Consider the following 16,481-nt stretch of genomic DNA (forward strand, 5'->3'; position numbering starts at 1 on the left):
TCTGCCCTCCTTGTTGCCGGAAGCTTCATGCCCAATGACCTGATGTTCGACACCCCTGCCGCCACGCATGCGCCGGACCTTGGCGACCTGCACTGGCCGGACGACGCGGCCGAGATACCGGACTGGATCTACACGGACCGCCGGGTCTATGACCGGGAACAGGAACGCATTTTTGGCGGCCAGACCTGGAATTACCTGGGGCTGGACGCGGAACTGCCCAAGCCGGGCGACTATATCCGCTCTTACCTGGGATCCATTCCGGTGGTGGTCGCGCGCGACGATGACGGACAGGTCAACGTATTCGAGAATCGCTGCGCGCATCGCGGCGCCGAGTTCTGCAAGACGCACCGCGGCAACACCCGCCGTTTTGTCTGTCCGTATCACCAGTGGAGCTACGACCTGAGCGGCGCGCTGGCCGGCGTCCCCTTCAAGCGGGGCGTTGACGGCAAAGGCGGCATGCCTGCCAGCTTCGAGCAGGACCAGCACAACCTGCGGCGCGTGAACGTCACGTGCCGCAATGGCGTCATCTTCGGTTCCTTCAAGGACGACACGCCGCCGCTGGCGGACTACCTGGGCGCCGACCTGCTGACGGAGTTCGACACGATCTTCAATGGCCGCAAGCTCAAGCATCTTGGAACCCATCGGAACGTCATTACGGGCAACTGGAAGCTGTATCAGGAAAACCTGAAGGATCCCTATCATGCGACCCTGCTCCACACCTACCTGACGACGTTTGGGCTGTTTGTTGCCGGCAACCGCACGAACATTGCCGTGGACCCGAGCGGCCGGCATTCCGCCCTGCTCAATGCGCGGCCCAAGGTCACGAACACCCTGGACGCGCACAAGGCCGAGATCAAATCATTCCGGGCCGGGATGACGCTGGCCGATCCGCGCGTGCTGGAGTTCTTTCAGGAGTTCGAGTCGGAATGGTCGAGCAGCGCCATTACGATCTGGCCGAACCTGATCCTGCTGCGCCAGATGAACATCCTGAGTGCGCGGCAGATTGTTCCGACCGGGCCCGATGCCTTCATGCTGATCTGGACGGCTTTTGGCTACGAAGACGATTCAGAGGACATGACGCGCCATCGGCTCCGTCAGAACAATATTTTCGGGCCGGGCGGCTTTCTGGGCATCGACGATCACGAAGCCCTGAAGTTTGTGCAGGACGGCCTGAGCCGATCGGTGCCGCGTTCGGGGATCGCGGCCCTGGGCGGCGACGACGATACGCCGGACACCGTGATCACCGATCGTGCGATCCGTCTGATGTACCGCCACTACCGCGAGGTCATGGGCCTATGACCGTCGACGTCCAGGCGCTGATGTCGTCCGACCTGCGCCGCCTGCGGGACTTGCGCTTTGCCGTTGAAGAGTTCCATTACGCGTACTGCGACGTGCTGGATCGCGGCGACGTGGAAGCGTGGCCTGCGTTCTTTACCGAGGACGCTGTGTACCGGGTGATTGCCCGCGACAACGCCGAGTCGGGCCTGCCGCTGTGCCTGATGCTGTGCGAGGGCATGGGCATGCTGAAGGACCGCGCATTCGCCATCGCCCACACCGAGATGTACGCCCCCCGCTACGTGCAGCACCAGGTCAACAATATCCGGGTGGTCGGCGTGACCGATGACCATATCGTTGCGGAAGGCAACTATGTGGTGTTCGAAACGCTGATCGACGAGGCAACCCGATTGCTGCAGATAGGGAAGTATCGCGACCGGCTGGTGATCCGGGATGGCGCCCTGCTGCTCCAGGCGCGCGACTGCATCTACGACACGCTGATGGTCCCGAACTGCGTGGTCTATCCGGTCTAGCAGGCCTCTTGCATCAGCCACTGCTGGAAGGTGTCGACCGCGTCCCGTTTGGAGGCCAGCGCGTTGCTCACGACGTGATACCCGGCGGCCAGCGGAACTGAGCGGTCAAAGGGCGCAATCAGCCGGCCGGCAGCGATGTCGCCCGCCGCCAGGGGCGACAGGCCCGCAACGATTCCAACGCCGGCCACGGCAGCCTCCAGCGCGAGCGCGGAGTCGGTAAATCGTGGACCGCTTTGCGGGTCCGGGCAGGACAGGCCCATCGCGGTGCACCACAGGTCCCAGAACGCGCCCTGCCCCGGCGGGCCATCGCTGTGATCGTGGATCAGGGTGTGGCGCAGCACATCGGTCGGCGCGGCGAGCGGCGCCTTGCCAGCTAGCAGCGCCGGACTGCACAGGACCGTGACCGAGGCCGGCAGGAGCTGCCGGGTCCGCAGGCCGGGATAGTCGCCGTAGCCGAAGGCAATGACCACATCGACTTCGTCAGCCCACTGCGCCACGCAGTCGTCGGTGCAGCGAGGGGAAAACGCCGACGATTGCCGCATCGAGCCGGGAATATGCAGGTCGATGTCGGGATGCGCCGCCACGAAGCGGTGCAGGCGAGGCATCAGCCACTTCGACATGAACGCCGACGAGACGCCGACGGCAAGCGCGCCCGAGCCCGGGCGGCTCGTCACCTTGTCCATGGCCTGACGCAGACAGTCGAACCCTTCCTGCAATTTGGGCAGGCACAGGTGGGCGCTGGCGGTCAGGGCAATGCTGCGGTGGCCGCGATGGAAGAGCCGTATGCCCAGATAATCTTCCAGCTGCTGGATCTGATGACTGACGGCAGCGGGCGTGACGTTGAGTTCTTCCGCCGCTTTCTTGAGGCTGAGATGGCGAGCCGCCGCCTCGAATACTTTCAATGCCGTCAGTGGGGGGAGCGCGTTCACCATCTGCCTAGTGTATTTTGCCGCGCCGGCCCGCACAATCCGTTCAGACGGACATGGGCACGTGCAGCCAGCCGCTCATCAGGCACCGCGCGCTGCGGGACATGGACGCGCGTTCCATGATCCAGCCCGACGAGCGCCGGACGACGCTGGCGTCCACCGTGAGCACGCCCGACGCATGGCCGATGCGGGTGGCCACGCCTGGTAGCGTGCGCGCCACTTGCGACACCAGCGAGCCAGGCAAGGCCGCGGCGGCGGCGGTGGCGATGGCAGCGGGGCCATCCAGCGAACGCTGCGCCTGGCCGCCCGCAAAGACCCGGGCCAGGACGTCCACGTTGGCGCGGGGCACTTCCAGGCCCTGTCCGGTGCGGTAGGCGGACGGGGCGGCGATCCAGACGATGCGCAGGTCGGCCAGCAGGCGCGCGGCGGCGCGGACACCGGCCGAAGCGCCCATGCGCGCGGCCGCTTCGATGCGGACGGCGTCGAGCACGGCCAGCGCCTTGGCCTGGCGGCGCAGGCTGTCGGGCAGTTCGCGGCCGGTCAGGCCCAGGTCGGTGGCGCGCACGAAGGCGGTGGGCACCCCGGCATTGAGCAAAGTGGCCGGGACGCAACCGAGGTCGGGCACGTCCAGCGTGTCTTGCGGCTGGCCGGTCGGCAGGATGCCGCCCAGGCCTTCGTCCAGGTAGTCCAGGCGCACGTCCGCGGCCGGGAAGGTCGACCCGTCTTCCAGGAACATGCCTTCTTCGATCACGTCGCCATCCCGCACGACCACGTGCGACCGCAGGTGGCGGCCGGGGTCCTGTTGCCAGACCTGGATGACATTGCTGCCCTCGTGGACCGGCACCAGGCCTTGCTGGACGGCAAACGGGCCGACACCGCCGGCCAGGGTGCCGCAGCGCGAGGACCACACGATGCGTTCGGCCGTGGCGTCGATGTCGCCGAACAGGACGTCGACATCGGCATCGAGCCGCATCGATTTGCCTACGACCACGACCTTGAGCGGTTCGGCTCCGTCGGTGCCGGCGCCCATCATGGGACAGGCGTCGGGGTGCCCCGCCAGGCGCACCAGCAGGCGGTCGCGTGCGGCGGGATCCGCAGGCAGATCGCGCTGATTGAAGAACACCCCGTTGTTCGTGCCGCCGCGCATGACGACGGCGGGAATCTTAACGCTGGCCATCAGGAATTTTTTTGGACTGCGCGATCATGGCGGTGCACACGCCACGGAACAGGTCGGTTTCTTCTTTGCTCAAACCGGCACGCGCGAACAGGTGGCGCATGCGGGGCATCAGTTTCTTGGGATGCTTGGGATCCAGGTAGCGAACCGCGATCAGCGCCTCTTCCCAGTGCGTGAGCAGCGCCGCCACGGCTTCGCCCGAGGCCTTTTCGGCCTTTTCGACTGGGCCGGCCAGCTTTTCCGGGCCCAGCAGCGCGTAACGCAGTTCGTACGCGGCTAGCTGCATGGCCTGCGAGACGTTCAGCGACGTGTATTCCGGATTGGCGGGAATGTGGCAGATGCGATGGCACAGCGCGACGTGTTCGTTGGTCAGGCCCGAGCGTTCGGTGCCGACCACGATGGCGACGCGCGGACCGTCGGCCGCGGCGGGGTCACCCGCAAAAGCGCCCACGTGGGCCTGCGTCTGCTCGGCGGCCTGGCGCATGTCGCACACGGGCGGCCCCAGGTCGCGATGCCGCGCCGTCAGGGCGAACGCCAGCGTGACGGGCGCCAGGGCGTCCTGGAGCGTGTCGCAGATGCGGGCCGACGCCAGCACGTCGCCGGCGCCGCTGGCAAGCGAGACGGCGTCGGGATGGGTGATCACGTCGGGGATCTTGGGGTTGACCAGGACCAGTTCGGCGAACCCCATGGTTTTCAGGGCGCGTGCCGCAGAGCCCACATTTCCGGGGTGACTGGGCTCGACCATGATGAAAATGACTCGGGAAAGCATGCGTCCTTTACACTAGAGGGGTTTTATTTCGCGTTTCTAGCCAATCGGCCTCTTATGCACCCCATGCTCAACACCGCCGTCAAGGCGGCTCGCCGCGCAGGCGCCATCATCAACCGCGCCAGCCTCGACATCGATCTGGTCAAGGTGTCCCAGAAGGGACCCGGCGATTTCGTCACCGAAGTCGACAAGGCCGCGGAAGCTGCCATCGTCGATATTCTGAAGACGGCATATCCTGACCACGGAATTCTAGCCGAAGAGTCCGGCGAATCCCTTGGCCCGACGGATGCGAAAGGCCAGCAGGAAAACCTGTGGATCATCGATCCCATCGACGGCACCACGAATTTCATCCACGGCCTGCCCATCTACGCCGTGTCGATCGCGCTGATGCAGCGCGGCCAGGTCACCCAGGCCGTGGTGTTCGATCCGTCGCGCAATGAACTCTTTACCGCCACGCGCGGCGCCGGCGCGTTCCTGAACGACCGCCGCCTGCGGGTCTCGCGCCGCCTGCGCATGCACGAAGCCCTGATGGGCACGAGCTTCGCGCCGTCGTCCAGCGGCAAGCAGCTGGCCCAGGCCATCAAGACCTTTGGTCTGGTGTCTGCCAGCACGTCGGGCGTTCGCCGTCTGGGTTCGTCGGTGCTGGACCTGGCCAACGTCGCCGCCGGCCGGCTGGATGCCTACTACGGCATCGGCCTGAAACAGTGGGACCTGGCCGCCGCCAGCCTGCTGGTGCTGGAAGCCGGTGGCCTGGTCAGCGATTTTGAAGGCGAGCAGAACTGGATGACGACCGGCAATGTCGTCGCCGCCACGCCAAAGATCTTCCCCCAGCTGCTGACTTTGCTCGACCCGCTAAAACAAGAGTAAAAGCCCCCCCCTAGGCGCTGCGCGCCTCCCCCCAGGGGGCGGCACGAGCGGACTGGCAAAGCCAGATCCGCCGTGCCCCTGATGGGGCACCGTGACTCGCTTGAGTTTCGCTCAGCAGGATGACAGGCAGTTCCGTTATCATGCGCGTGCCCAAGCGACCTCCTGGGCGACGGTGTCGCCCAGGATCCGGCAAGGCGCAAAGCGCCAAGCCGGACCTCCAGAGCACAGCGGATCCGGCTTTGCCGGTCCGCCAGTGCTGCCCCTGGGGGAGGCGCGAAGCGCCTGGGGGGGCCATATAGCTCGGTCCATTTGTATGGTTTTGCGCAGTGCATCAATCGCCTTATGATGACGCCGCGCGTAAACCCTCGCGCCAACCACCGACAAAGGAACATGTCCCACCAAGAGGCAAGGCGCGCAGCGCCGAACCGTCTCGCTCCAGGGCACGGCGGATCTGGCTTTGCCAGTCTGCCAGTGCCGCCCCTGGGGGTGGCGCGAAGCGCCTAAGGGGTCATATACCACCAACCACCGACAAAGGAACATGTCCCACCAAGAGGCAAAGCGCGCAGCGCCGAGCCGCCTCGCTCCAGGGCACCGCGGATCTGGCTTTGCCAGTCCGCCAGTGCCGCCCCTGGGGGAGGCGCAAAGCGCCTAGGGGGGGCCAGAACAGATGACTGAAAATACGCTGTACATGCTAAAGGCCTTCTTTCTCGGCTGTATCGAGGGCCTGACGGAATTTTTGCCGGTATCGAGCACGGGTCACCTGATCCTGATCGGCAACTGGCTCAATTTCAATTCGGGCGAAGGCAAAGTCTTCGAAGTGGTCATCCAATTTGGCGCAATTCTTGCGGTGATCTGGATTTTTCGGGAAAAGGTCGCACATATCCTGGTAGGGATCGTGACGGGTGACAAATTTTCGTTGAGATTTGCCCGGAACATCATCATTGCCTTCCTGCCGTCGGCCATCATCGGGGTGCTTTTCCTGAAGCTGATCAAGCAGGTGCTGTTCCAGCCGGCGGTGGTTGCGGTGGCGTTGGTCATCGGCGGGTTTATCATCCTATGGGTGGAGCGCCGGCCCCAGACGTCCATCAAGACGCAAAACATCTCCGAAATCACCTGGAAACAGGCGTTGCTGGTGGGATGTGCGCAGTGTCTGGCGATGATTCCGGGAACCTCGCGCTCCGGTTCCACGATTATTGGTGGTATGGCTGTGGGCCTGAAACGGACCACCGCCACCGAATTTTCCTTTTTCCTTGCGATGCCCACGATGCTGGGCGCTTCGGTCTACGACGCATACAAGAACCACGCGTTGCTTACTGACAGCGACCTGGCCGCGATTGCCGTCGGCTTCATGGCTGCCTTCTTTGCCGCGTTGCTGGTGGTCCGCGCGCTGATGCGGTTCGTCGCGACCCACACCTACCGGGTGTTTGCCTGGTACCGGATCGCGCTTGGACTGGCCATCGTGGTGTGGATGCTGGTTTAACTCGAGCAATACATGGTCACGATCAAAAGCCGCGTTGTCATTCCTCTTGAGGGATCACAGGCGGCGCCGGAATTCCTGTCGTTCAGCGGTTTCACCAAAGAGCACATTGCCATCGTGTTCCCGAGCGTCACGCCCGGGGTGACGCCGCTGGTCCGGGTGCATTCCGAATGCCTGACGGGCGATGTGTTCGGCTCGCAACTGTGCGACTGCGGGCCGCAGCTGCAGGAAGCCATCGACGTGTTTTCGCAGGAAGGCGGCGTGCTGCTGTACCTGCGCCAGGAAGGCCGCGGCATCGGCCTGTACGCCAAGCTGTCGGCGTATGCGCTGCAAAAGGAAGGCCTGGACACGTTCGAAGCCAACCGCCACCTGAACCTGCCCGAAGACGCGCGCAGCTTCGAGCCCGCGGCGCAGATGCTCAAGGCGATGGACATCAGCCGCATCCGGCTCCTGACCAATAATCCCGACAAGGCGTCGCAGCTGGGCGATCACGGGATCGAGATCGAAAGCACGATCCCCACCGGGGTCTATCTGAACCCCAACAACCGCCGCTATCTCGAAGCCAAGGTTCGCCACAAACACCACACGATTCCATTTTGATCCCAGAGCCGCTCGTCCTCCCCGACGTGACCGTCTGGGGTGTGACGATCACGCAGCACCAGGTGGTGACCACGCTGTCGCTGCTGTGGGCCATTTATCTGGGCGCGGTGGCCATCTGGATCATTCTGCAGAAGCGCTCGCCGGTGTCCACCTTGCTGTGGATCCTGACGCTGGCCCTGCTGCCCTACGCCGGCTTTGGCGTCTATTACTTCTTTGGCCCCCAGCGGTTGCGGCGCCGCCGGCTCAAGCGGCTGCGCAGCCGCATTGCCATCGCGGGCCAGACCGAAGTCGCACGGCTGAAGGAATCCCCCCACGACGTGCCGCTGCCGGTCGGACAGATGATCCGGCTGGGCACCAGCACCAGCGATGTGCCCGTGTCCACCGCGACCGACATGCGCATGCTGGTGGGCGGCGGGCAGACCTACGACGCCTTTATTGAAGCGATCGACGGCGCGAAGAACCACATCCACATCGAGTTCTACATCTACAACCCGGACCGTATCGGCACCTTGATCCGGGACCGGCTGATCGCCAAGGCGCGTGAAGGCGTGACGGTGCGGTTCCTGGTCGATGCGCTGGGGTCGTCGTCGCTGGGCCGGCGTTTTCTGCGTCCGCTGCGCGACGCCGGCGTCCACGTGGCCTTTTTCCATGACGTGAAGATCGGCCGCCGCCTGCGCCCGGTCACCAACTTCCGCAACCACCGCAAGATCCTGGTGGTGGACGGCGTGATCGGCTTCACGGGCGGCATCAACGTGACCGACGAGGAAGATGAACGCGTGCGGGACGACGCCTATCACGACATCCACCTGCGGATCGAAGGCGGCGCGGTGCGGTGGTTGCAGATGGTCTTTCTGGAAGATTGGGCGTATTCCACCAGTGAACGGATGGACCCGGCCGACGTCCCTTCTTTGCTGCCGGACACGCCGGCAGGCGAGCATTACCTGCAGATCCTGTGTTCCGGCCCGGATGATCCACGCGAATCGATCCACCGCATGCAAGTGGCGGCCATCAACGCCGCGACCGAACGGGTGTGGCTGACAACGGCCTACTTCGTGCCCACCGGCGCCGCGTTGATGAGCCTGACGCTGGCCGCGCTGCGCGGGGTGGATGTGCGGGTGCTGGTGCCCTGCGTGAGCGATTCCCGCGTGGTGACGGCGGCGGCCCGGTCCTACTTTGACGAGCTGATCGATGCGGGCGTGAAGGTCTGGGAATACCAGGACCGCATGCTGCATTCCAAGACGCTGGTCGTGGACGACACGTATTCCTTCATCGGCACCGCCAACTTCGACCAGCGCAGCTTCGTGCTGAATTTCGAGGTGACGGCGTTGATCTACGGGCCGGTCATGGCGTCGAACCTAAACCGTCAGTTCGAGGCCGACCTGCGCAAGTCGATGCGGGTGCAGGCACGCCGCAAGGTGTCGCCGCTGCGCCGCCTGGGGGATGCGACGGCACGGTTGTTTTCGCCCGTGCTGTAAGGGCGGCAGGCTGGCGAGCCACGGCCCATGGCGAAGCGCCGGCCGCCACCCTCCCCCTCAGTGCTTGCTGACCAGCGGGCTCATCACCCAGTTTTCCGCCAGGTCCAGGTCACGCAGCAGTGCGCGAAAGGTCTCGTCATTGATCTGGAAGGTTTCGCGCAGCCGGTAGATTTCGTTGCGTTCGGCGGTGACCGCGGCCAGCCGCAATTCGCGTTCGAACTGGCGGTGGCGGTTGGCGCGCAGGTTGGTGTCGGCCAGTTCGCTTTCGGCATCCACCCGCGCCCGGTACACCGACAGCAGGCTGCCGGATACCTCTTCCAGCAGTTGGGCGTCGGCCTCGCTCAGGCCGTGCAGCATCTGGTCGTGCGCCTGTTCCACGGCCGCCACGGCGGACTTGGCCAGCAGCAGGCGGGCCCGGCGTTCTTCCTTTTCCTGCAGGTTTTCGGCCGGTTGCGGTAGCTTGGGCAGCACCATGGGCAGGAAAATGCTGGCAATGACCAGGGACGTCAGGATGACCCCGGTCGCCAGAAAGATCATGAGGTCGCGGGCCGGGAACGGCGTGCCGTCGTTCATGACCAGCGGCACCGCCATGACACCGGCCATGGTGATCGACCCGCGCACCCCTGCCAATGCGGTGGCCAGCACCAGCCACAGGTTGATTGGCCGATACGCGCTGCCGAGCACGATGCGGCGGAAAAATCGCAGATGCTGCGTGACCCATACCCAGAAGAAGCGCAGCACGATCAGCGTGAGCGTAATGGCGACCACGTAGCCGAACAGATAGCCGACCGGGACGTTGCCCGCAGCGACCGCATCCGCATGCGCCAGGTCGATCACACTGGGCAGTTGCAGTCCCAACAGGATGAAGGTCATCCCGTTGAAGATGAATTCCAGCATGGCCCAGACGCTATTGGTCTGCAGGCGCGTGGCTGAACTGCTGTTGTCTGCCGAATCCGTATAGGTCATGGTGATGCCGGCCGCCACCGCCGACAGGATGCCCGACAGCTCGAAATGCTCGGCAAACAGGTAGGCCGCGAACGGGGTCAGCAGCAGCAAGGCGACCTGGATGGCAGGTTCATCGCCGCTCCATCGCAACACCTGGCGGCGCGCATAGCTGAACCCCCAGGCGGTGGCCGCGCCGACCATCAACCCGCCAATGGCGATCACGAAAAAGCTGAAGCTGGCGTCCCAGATCGAGAAGACTCCGGTCAGTGCCGCCGCGATCGCAAACTTGAAGGCGACCAGGCCAGACGCGTCATTCATCAGCGCTTCGCCCTCCAGCAAGTGCTGCAGCTTGGGCGGCAGCTTGCCTTTGCCGGCAATCGCCGACACCGCCAGCGCATCGGTCGGCGACAGCACGGCGCCCAGTGCGAAGGCCAGCGGCAGCGAGATGGGGGGAATTAGCCAATGGATGAAATAGCCCACCCCCACCACGGTGAACAGCACGAGCCCGAGCGCCAGCGCCAGGATGGGCCGGCCCAGGCGGAAGAATTCACGCTTGGGGATCCGCCAGCCATCGGCAAACAGCAGCGGCGGGATGAACAGCAGCAGGAACACATCGGGATCGAAGCGCACGTGCAGCCCGAACAGGGGCAAGGCCAGGACGGCGCCCAGCGCGATCTGGAAGATCGGCAACGGCAGCTTGACGGGGGACACGCGCGTGACCACACCGGACAGCGCCACGGCAAGAATCAGGACAAGAACGGTAAAGACGATTTGCATGGCGATCAGTGTGGGCTGACCCCGCCCCGCGGCGGGATCGAGTTGCCCGGCGGCGCCATCGTCGCCGGGCTGGGTCACCGGGGCAGCTGCCCGGTGACCTGGAAGGAATGGGAAGGCGCGGAGCAAGTTGTGCGCCTGTGCGGGCGCATCGGGCCGGCGCCACGCGCCCCGATCAGTTCCCCAGCAGACCCGCCTGATAGGCTGCGACGAAGTCGTCGAAGTTGCCCATTTCCTTCTGTTCCAGCGCGTACTGTTCCGCCAGGGACTGGGCGGCCTGTTCGCGGAACTGCGCTTCCTGCTCGGCCGACGGCGGCTGGTTGCGCAGGGTCTGCGCGTGCTGCTGGCTCATCTTCAGGGTAAAGGCATGGAAGGACAGGCCTTCGTCTTGCAGGGTGGCCAGCACCTTGGCCGACGGCGTGTGCGCGGGGTCGTCCAGCTTGATGGCCTGCGCGGCCACGATGTCCTGGTGCGCCGTGCCGCCATGCACGCGGTCGAGCAGCGCGGCACAGGCGCCGATGCGCTCCAGCAGATCGCGCCCCCAGGTCGCCAGCGGAATGGGCGTGCCTTCCTGGTTGAGCATCAGACCCGGCTTGCGGCCTTCCTTGACCACGGTCAGGAAGTTGTTGGTGCTGGCCTGGCAGTGGCCGGATTCGCCGAACGGCGGGCTGTCTTCCAGGGCGCAGAAGAGCAGGAAGGCGTCAAGGAAACGCGCGGTCGATTCGGACACGCCCACCGGCGAGAACGGATCGATGTCCATGCAGCGCACTTCGATGTACTGCACGCCCCGCGTCGCCAGGGCGCGCAGGGGCCGTTCGCCGCGCCGCGCGACCCGCTTCGGGCGAATGCTCGAGTAGTACTCGTTTTCGATCTGCAGGATGTTGGTGTTCAGCTGGATCCACTCGCCGTCGCGGATCGTGCCGTACTTTTCATACTCCGGCCAGGGCTGGCTGACGGCGTCGTACAGCTTGGCCACATAGGTGGCCAGGTCGTTGTAGCAGGGCTTCAGGCCGGCTTGCGCCTTGTTCTGGTAGCCCAGGTCGCTCATGCGCAGGCTGGTGGCGTACGGCAGGTACAGGGTGTCATCGTCCAGCTGCCGCAACTGGTGCGGCTTGCCCTGCAGAAAGTTGGCCGACAGCGCGGGCGATGCGCCGAACAGGTACATCAGCAGCCAGCTGACCCGGTTGAAGTTGCGGATCAGCGCAACGTACTTGGCCGACTGCAGGTCTTGCGCCGACAACGTCGCGGCTTCGTCGGGCGTGGCCAGCACCGGCCACAGCGCTTCCGAAAACGAAAAGTTGTAGTGGATCCCGGCAATGCACTGCATGGCCTTGCCGTAGCGATAGGCCAGGCCGCGGCGGTACACGTACTTGAGCATGCCGGTGTTGGACGAGCCGAACCAGGCGATCGGAATGTCGGCTTCGGCCGGCAGATGGGCCGGCATCGACTGGTTCCACAGGATCTCGTCACCCAGTTCGGAATACACGAAGCGGTGGATGTCGGTCAGCTCGCCCAGCAAGGCGCCATGGTCGGTATGGGTGCCGGTAATGAGCTCGATCAGCGACTCGGAATAATCCGTGGTGATCGTCGGGTGCGTCAGGGTGGCGCCCAGCGCACGCGGGTGGGGAGTCAGGGCGAGGTCGCCATGGGGATCGACCCGCAGGCTCTCCCGTTCGATGCCATGCAGGCTCTGCGCCAGCAGGGCGCGATGCGCGGGCTGGTCGAGCAGAGCAAGGCGGCTTTCTAGCAGATCGCTCACGTAAATCCTTGAAGGTGCAATGGCGCAGCGGCGGGGCAAGGCCACGGCGGCACGCACGGAATCGTGCGGCGTGGGCGGGGCCGTGCGCGGTGGCGGCTCATTATAGGTGCGCGCCTGGGCGGGCCGGGGCAAAGCCCTAGGCCGTTGCAGACAATTACGGCATCGTACCCGAGGCTTCCCCGAACTGCAGCGCGGCCAGGCGGGCGTACAGCGGCGACGTCGCCATCAGATCGGCGTGGGTGCCTTCGGCCACAATGCGGCCGGCGTCCAGCACCAGGATCCGGTCCGCCTGCTTGACGGTGGCCAGGCGGTGAGCGATCACCAGCGTGGTCCGCGACTGGGTGGCGTTGTCCAGGGCTTGCTGCACCAGCCGCTCGCTTTCGGCGTCCAGCGCGCTGGTGGCTTCGTCCAGCAGCAGCACCGGCGGGTTCTTCAGGATGGCGCGGGCAATCGCGATGCGCTGGCGTTGACCGCCCGACAGGCGCACGCCCCGTTCGCCCAGAAAGGTGTCGTATCCGTCGGGCAAGGCCGCAATGAAGCCGTCGGCCGCGGCCATGCGGGCGGCGGCCTTGACCTCATCGATGCTGGCGTTGGCCCGCCCGTACCGGATGTTGTCCAGCACCGAGCCCGAAAAGATCACGGTTTCCTGCAGCACGACGCCGATGTGCGCGCGCAGGTCGTCCAGCGCCAGGCGGCGGGTATCGACACCATTGATCGACACCGTGCCGGACTGCGGATCGTAAAAGCGCAGCAGCACCTGGAAGAGCGTGGTCTTGCCAGCGCCCGACGGGCCGACCAGGGCGACATGCTCGCCCGGGCGCACATGCAGGGTCAGGTCATCAAGTGCCGGGACGCCCGGCCGCGAGGGGTAGTTGAACGCAATGTGGTCGAACCGCAAGCCTTCGCCGTGGCCGGGCAGCGGCACGGTGGTGGCCGCTTCGACCACGGGCGATTGCGCCCCACGCAATTGCAGCAGGCGGTCGGTGGCGCCTGCGGCACGCTGCAGGTCCCCCCACACTTCGGACACGGCACCGACCGCCCCTGCCGTCACGACGGCATACAGAATGAACTGGGACAGCAGGCCCGCCGTCATGTCGCCGGCCAGCACCGCGCGGGCGCCCAGCCAGAGCACGAACACGATCGCGCCGAATATGAGCACGATCACCATGGCCGTCAGCGCGGCGCGGGCGCGAATGCGTGACAGGGCCGCGTCGAACGCGTGTTCCACCGCCGCGCCGAAGCGCGACGATTCATAGGGCTGCTGGTTGTAGGACTGCACCGTGGGCATGGCATTGAGCACCTCGCCCGCCAACGCACTGGCGCCAGCGACGCGGTCTTGCGTGAGGCCCGACAGCTTGCGGACACGACGGCCAAAAAAGATGATGGGGGCCACCACCACGACCAGGGTCACCAGGATGTAGGCCGACAGGGTCGGGCTGGTCACGGCCAGCATGACCAGGCCGCCCACCAGCAGGAACAGATTGCGCAGGCCCTGCGACAGGCTGGTGCCGACCACGGTCTGGATCAGGGTGGTGTCGGTGGTCAGGCGCGACAGCACTTCGCCGGTCTGGGTGGTTTCGAAGAACTGGGGACTCATGCGCAGCACGCGGTCGTAGACGGCGCGGCGCAGGTCGGCCGTGACCCGTTCGCCCAGCCACGACACCATGTAGAAGCGCAGCGCGGTGGCTCCGGCCAGCACCAGCGACACGGCGAACAGGGCGACAAAGTAACGATCGATGTGCGCGCGATTGCCCGCTGAAAAGCCCAGGTCGATCAGGTAACGGAAGGCGACCGGCAAGGCCAGGGTCGCACCGGCGGCGACCAGCAGCGCCAGGAAAGCGATGGCCCAGCGCCCCGCGTAGGGCCGCAGGAACGGGAGCATGGCGAACAGGGACTGGGGCGACGCGCCATGCGGGAGCGGCGGCAGGGATGAAGATCGGACGGGGTCGGGCATGGGCCTGCCAATGAACGCTGAGCTTGCGATTGTGCCACTGGCAGGCTGACTGGCGCATGGCAGCGATGTAAAGCGTTACAGCGGCATGCCCGCCTGCGGGATACCCTGCACCTACCTTGCCCCCGCACCCCTTTTTTTCAGGAGCAAACCGCCATGAAGCGATTCCTACTGGCCCTTGGCCTGGCCGGTGCCTGCACCGCCGCCCTCGCCCAACCCGCCCCTGTGGCCGCGCCCACGATCGATCAGGCGACCCAGGCGTTGCAGAACGCCATGCAGCGCGAGATCCAGGCCATGAATGCCGAACAGGGTCCCGGTTTCGATTCCAACGCCGCGACCGGCGTGGTCAAGACCCTGGAAGTGAAATCCATCGACAATTGCCGCACGCCGCCGGCGGGGCAAGGCGTAGCGTGCCAGGTCAGGACGACGGCCGAGTTGAAAGGCTCAAAGACCGAAGAGACCAATACCTATCACTTTTGGCAACAAGGCGGCCGCTGGGAAGCCCGGCTTCCTTCGGGCAGTTAAGCCCCCCCTAGGCGCTCCGCGCCTCCCCCAGGGGCGGCACTGGCGGACTGGCGGAGCCAGATCCGCTGTGCCCCAGAGGGGCGGGGTTCTTTATCTGCGGGACAGCAGTGCGTTGAGGATGATCGCTCCAAAAGTGGCGGTGCCGATTCCGCCGAGGGCGAAGCCGCCGATGTTTAGTGTGAAGTCGCCGGCGCCTAGTACCAGTGTGACGGCTGCGACGATCAGGTTGCGGTTGTCGGAGAAGTCGACGCGGTTTTCTACCCAGATTCGTGCGCCGGATACGGCGATGAGGCCGAAGACCACGATGGAGACGCCGCCCAGCACGGCGGTGGGGATGGTCAGGATGACGGCGCCGAATTTGGGCGAGAAGCCCAGCAGGATCGCGAAGCATGCGGCGATCGCAAAGACCAGGGTCGAGTAGATCCGGGTCACGGCCATGACACCGATGTTCTCGGCATAGGTGGTCAGGCCGGTGCCGCCCACGCTGCCCGACACCACGGTGGCGATCCCATCACCCACGAACGCGCGGCCCATGTAGCGGTCCAGGTTCTGGCCGGTCATGGCGCTGACGGCCTTGATGTGGCCCAGGTTTTCTGCCACCAGGATTACGGCCACGGGCGCGATCAGCGCCATGGCGTCCAGCCGGAACACCGGGGCCGTAAAGGCCGGCACGCCCAGCCACGCGGCATTGGCCACGGTGGAAAAGTCGATCGGCTTGCCCAGTCCGGCGCCATTGGTCAGCACCGCGTACAGCACATAGGCCAGCAACAAACCGATCAGGATCAGCAGGCGCTGCACCATGCCGCGGGTGAACACCGCCACGATGCCGACGCACAGCACGGTCGCCAGGGCCATCCACGCATCGAAGGCATTGGCAGTAACGCTCTTGACCGCGATGGGCGCCAGGTTCAGCCCGATCACGGCCACCACCGCGCCGGTGACGACCGGCGGCATGAAGCGTTCGATCCAGCCCGTGCCGATGGCCATGACCAGGAAACCGATCAGGGTGTAGACCACCCCGCACGCAATGATGCCGCCAAGCGCCACGCCGATGTTGGCGTTCAGGCCCGGCCCGGCATATCCGCTGACGGCAATGACGAGGCCAATGAAGGCGAAGCTGGAACCGAGATAGCTCGGCACGCGGCCGCCCACGATCACGAAGAACAGCAGCGTGCCGATCCCCGACATGAAGATGGCAAGGTTAGGATCGAAGCCCATGAGCAGGGGCGCCAGTACGGTGGACCCGAACATCGCGACCACGTGCTGCAGCCCCATCGCGCCCATCTGCGGCCAAGGCAGCCGCTCGTCGGGCGCGATGACGCCCCCCGCCACCCCGTCGGTGCGCTCGCGCCACCTTGGAAAATACGATCCCGCCATTGCCCTCTCCTGTTCTTGTGCCTATGACAAATCAGGCGCAAGTGTAAGGAGAGCGGC

14 protein-coding genes are annotated in these 16,481 nt (G+C 65.4%); 7 read left to right on the forward strand and 7 right to left on the reverse strand.

Annotation, left to right across the window (positions count from 1 at the left end; translation table 11 throughout):
- Positions 1 to 27 precede the first annotated feature (27 nt).
- Both HD883_RS08000 and HD883_RS08005 read left to right on the forward strand, forming a co-directional pair.
- Positions 28 to 1,299: an aromatic ring-hydroxylating oxygenase subunit alpha gene (locus tag HD883_RS08000; RefSeq protein ID WP_179586639.1), complete on the forward strand. Its 1,272-nt coding sequence runs from the start codon at positions 28 to 30 to the stop codon at positions 1,297 to 1,299.
- The gene (locus HD883_RS08005) at positions 1,296 to 1,808 is read left to right on the forward strand and encodes an aromatic-ring-hydroxylating dioxygenase subunit beta (RefSeq protein ID WP_179586636.1); all 513 of its coding nucleotides are present in this window, start codon (positions 1,296 to 1,298) and stop codon (positions 1,806 to 1,808) included. Before HD883_RS08000 ends, HD883_RS08005 begins: the two co-directional genes overlap by 4 nt.
- Here the strand turns inward: HD883_RS08005 and gcvA are convergent.
- The 3 genes from gcvA to HD883_RS08020 are packed head-to-tail and all read right to left on the reverse strand — an operon-like array spanning position 1,805 to position 4,677.
- A complete protein-coding gene (gene gcvA, locus HD883_RS08010; protein WP_179586634.1) occupies positions 1,805 to 2,737 on the reverse strand; it encodes a transcriptional regulator GcvA in 933 nt (310 codons plus the stop codon). The two genes, HD883_RS08005 and gcvA, sit on opposite strands and share 4 nt — an antisense overlap.
- A gap of 43 nt (positions 2,738 to 2,780) precedes the next feature.
- Positions 2,781 to 3,911: a PrpF domain-containing protein gene (locus HD883_RS08015; RefSeq protein WP_179586632.1), complete on the reverse strand. Its 1,131-nt coding sequence runs from the start codon at positions 3,909 to 3,911 to the stop codon at positions 2,781 to 2,783.
- Positions 3,898 to 4,677: an RNA methyltransferase gene (locus tag HD883_RS08020; protein ID WP_179586630.1), complete on the reverse strand. Its 780-nt coding sequence runs from the start codon at positions 4,675 to 4,677 to the stop codon at positions 3,898 to 3,900. The genes HD883_RS08015 and HD883_RS08020 overlap by 14 nt, the downstream gene beginning before the upstream one ends.
- Before the next feature lie 54 nt (positions 4,678 to 4,731).
- On the opposite strand from HD883_RS08020, the gene HD883_RS08025 reads away from it, so the two are divergent.
- The 4 genes from HD883_RS08025 to cls all read left to right on the forward strand — a co-directional run bounded on the left by HD883_RS08025 (position 4,732) and on the right by cls (position 9,093).
- Positions 4,732 to 5,541, forward strand: a complete 810-nt coding sequence (locus HD883_RS08025; RefSeq protein WP_179586628.1) for an inositol monophosphatase family protein — start codon at positions 4,732 to 4,734, stop codon at positions 5,539 to 5,541.
- Between the two features lie 667 nt (positions 5,542 to 6,208).
- Positions 6,209 to 7,021, forward strand: coding sequence for an undecaprenyl-diphosphate phosphatase (locus HD883_RS08030; protein WP_179586626.1), 813 nt, complete (start codon positions 6,209 to 6,211; stop codon positions 7,019 to 7,021).
- A gap of 12 nt (positions 7,022 to 7,033) precedes the next feature.
- Entirely contained in the window at positions 7,034 to 7,618 is a 585-nt protein-coding gene (locus HD883_RS08035; RefSeq protein WP_179586624.1) for a GTP cyclohydrolase II, read from the forward strand.
- A complete protein-coding gene (cls, locus tag HD883_RS08040) occupies positions 7,615 to 9,093 on the forward strand; it encodes a cardiolipin synthase (protein ID WP_218863201.1) in 1,479 nt (492 codons plus the stop codon). The genes HD883_RS08035 and cls overlap by 4 nt, the downstream gene beginning before the upstream one ends.
- A 57-nt stretch (positions 9,094 to 9,150) precedes the next feature.
- Here the strand turns inward: cls and HD883_RS08045 are convergent, their stop codons facing one another.
- The 3 genes from HD883_RS08045 to HD883_RS08055 form a co-directional block, all read right to left on the reverse strand.
- Positions 9,151 to 10,815: a Na+/H+ antiporter gene (locus HD883_RS08045; RefSeq protein WP_179588674.1), complete on the reverse strand. Its 1,665-nt coding sequence runs from the start codon at positions 10,813 to 10,815 to the stop codon at positions 9,151 to 9,153.
- Between the two features lie 172 nt (positions 10,816 to 10,987).
- Positions 10,988 to 12,571 (reverse strand): glutamate--cysteine ligase, encoded by a 1,584-nt coding sequence (gshA, locus tag HD883_RS08050; protein WP_179586622.1) that lies wholly within the window; start codon positions 12,569 to 12,571, stop codon positions 10,988 to 10,990.
- Between the two features lie 154 nt (positions 12,572 to 12,725).
- Positions 12,726 to 14,525, reverse strand: coding sequence for an ABC transporter transmembrane domain-containing protein (locus tag HD883_RS08055; protein WP_179586620.1), 1,800 nt, complete (start codon positions 14,523 to 14,525; stop codon positions 12,726 to 12,728).
- Between the two features lie 153 nt (positions 14,526 to 14,678).
- On the opposite strand from HD883_RS08055, the gene HD883_RS08060 reads away from it, so the two are divergent.
- Positions 14,679 to 15,047, forward strand: coding sequence for a hypothetical protein (locus HD883_RS08060; protein WP_179586618.1), 369 nt, complete (start codon positions 14,679 to 14,681; stop codon positions 15,045 to 15,047).
- A gap of 90 nt (positions 15,048 to 15,137) precedes the next feature.
- Here HD883_RS08060 and HD883_RS08065 read toward each other — a convergent pair whose 3' ends face one another.
- On the reverse strand, positions 15,138 to 16,424 hold the full coding sequence (locus HD883_RS08065; RefSeq protein ID WP_179586616.1) for a solute carrier family 23 protein: 1,287 nt from the start codon (positions 16,422 to 16,424) through the stop codon (positions 15,138 to 15,140).
- Positions 16,425 to 16,481 lie beyond the last annotated feature (57 nt).

The sequence above is a fragment of the Pigmentiphaga litoralis genome (assembly GCF_013408655.1).
GTDB classification, from domain to species: domain Bacteria; phylum Pseudomonadota; class Gammaproteobacteria; order Burkholderiales; family Burkholderiaceae_B; genus Pigmentiphaga; species Pigmentiphaga litoralis_A.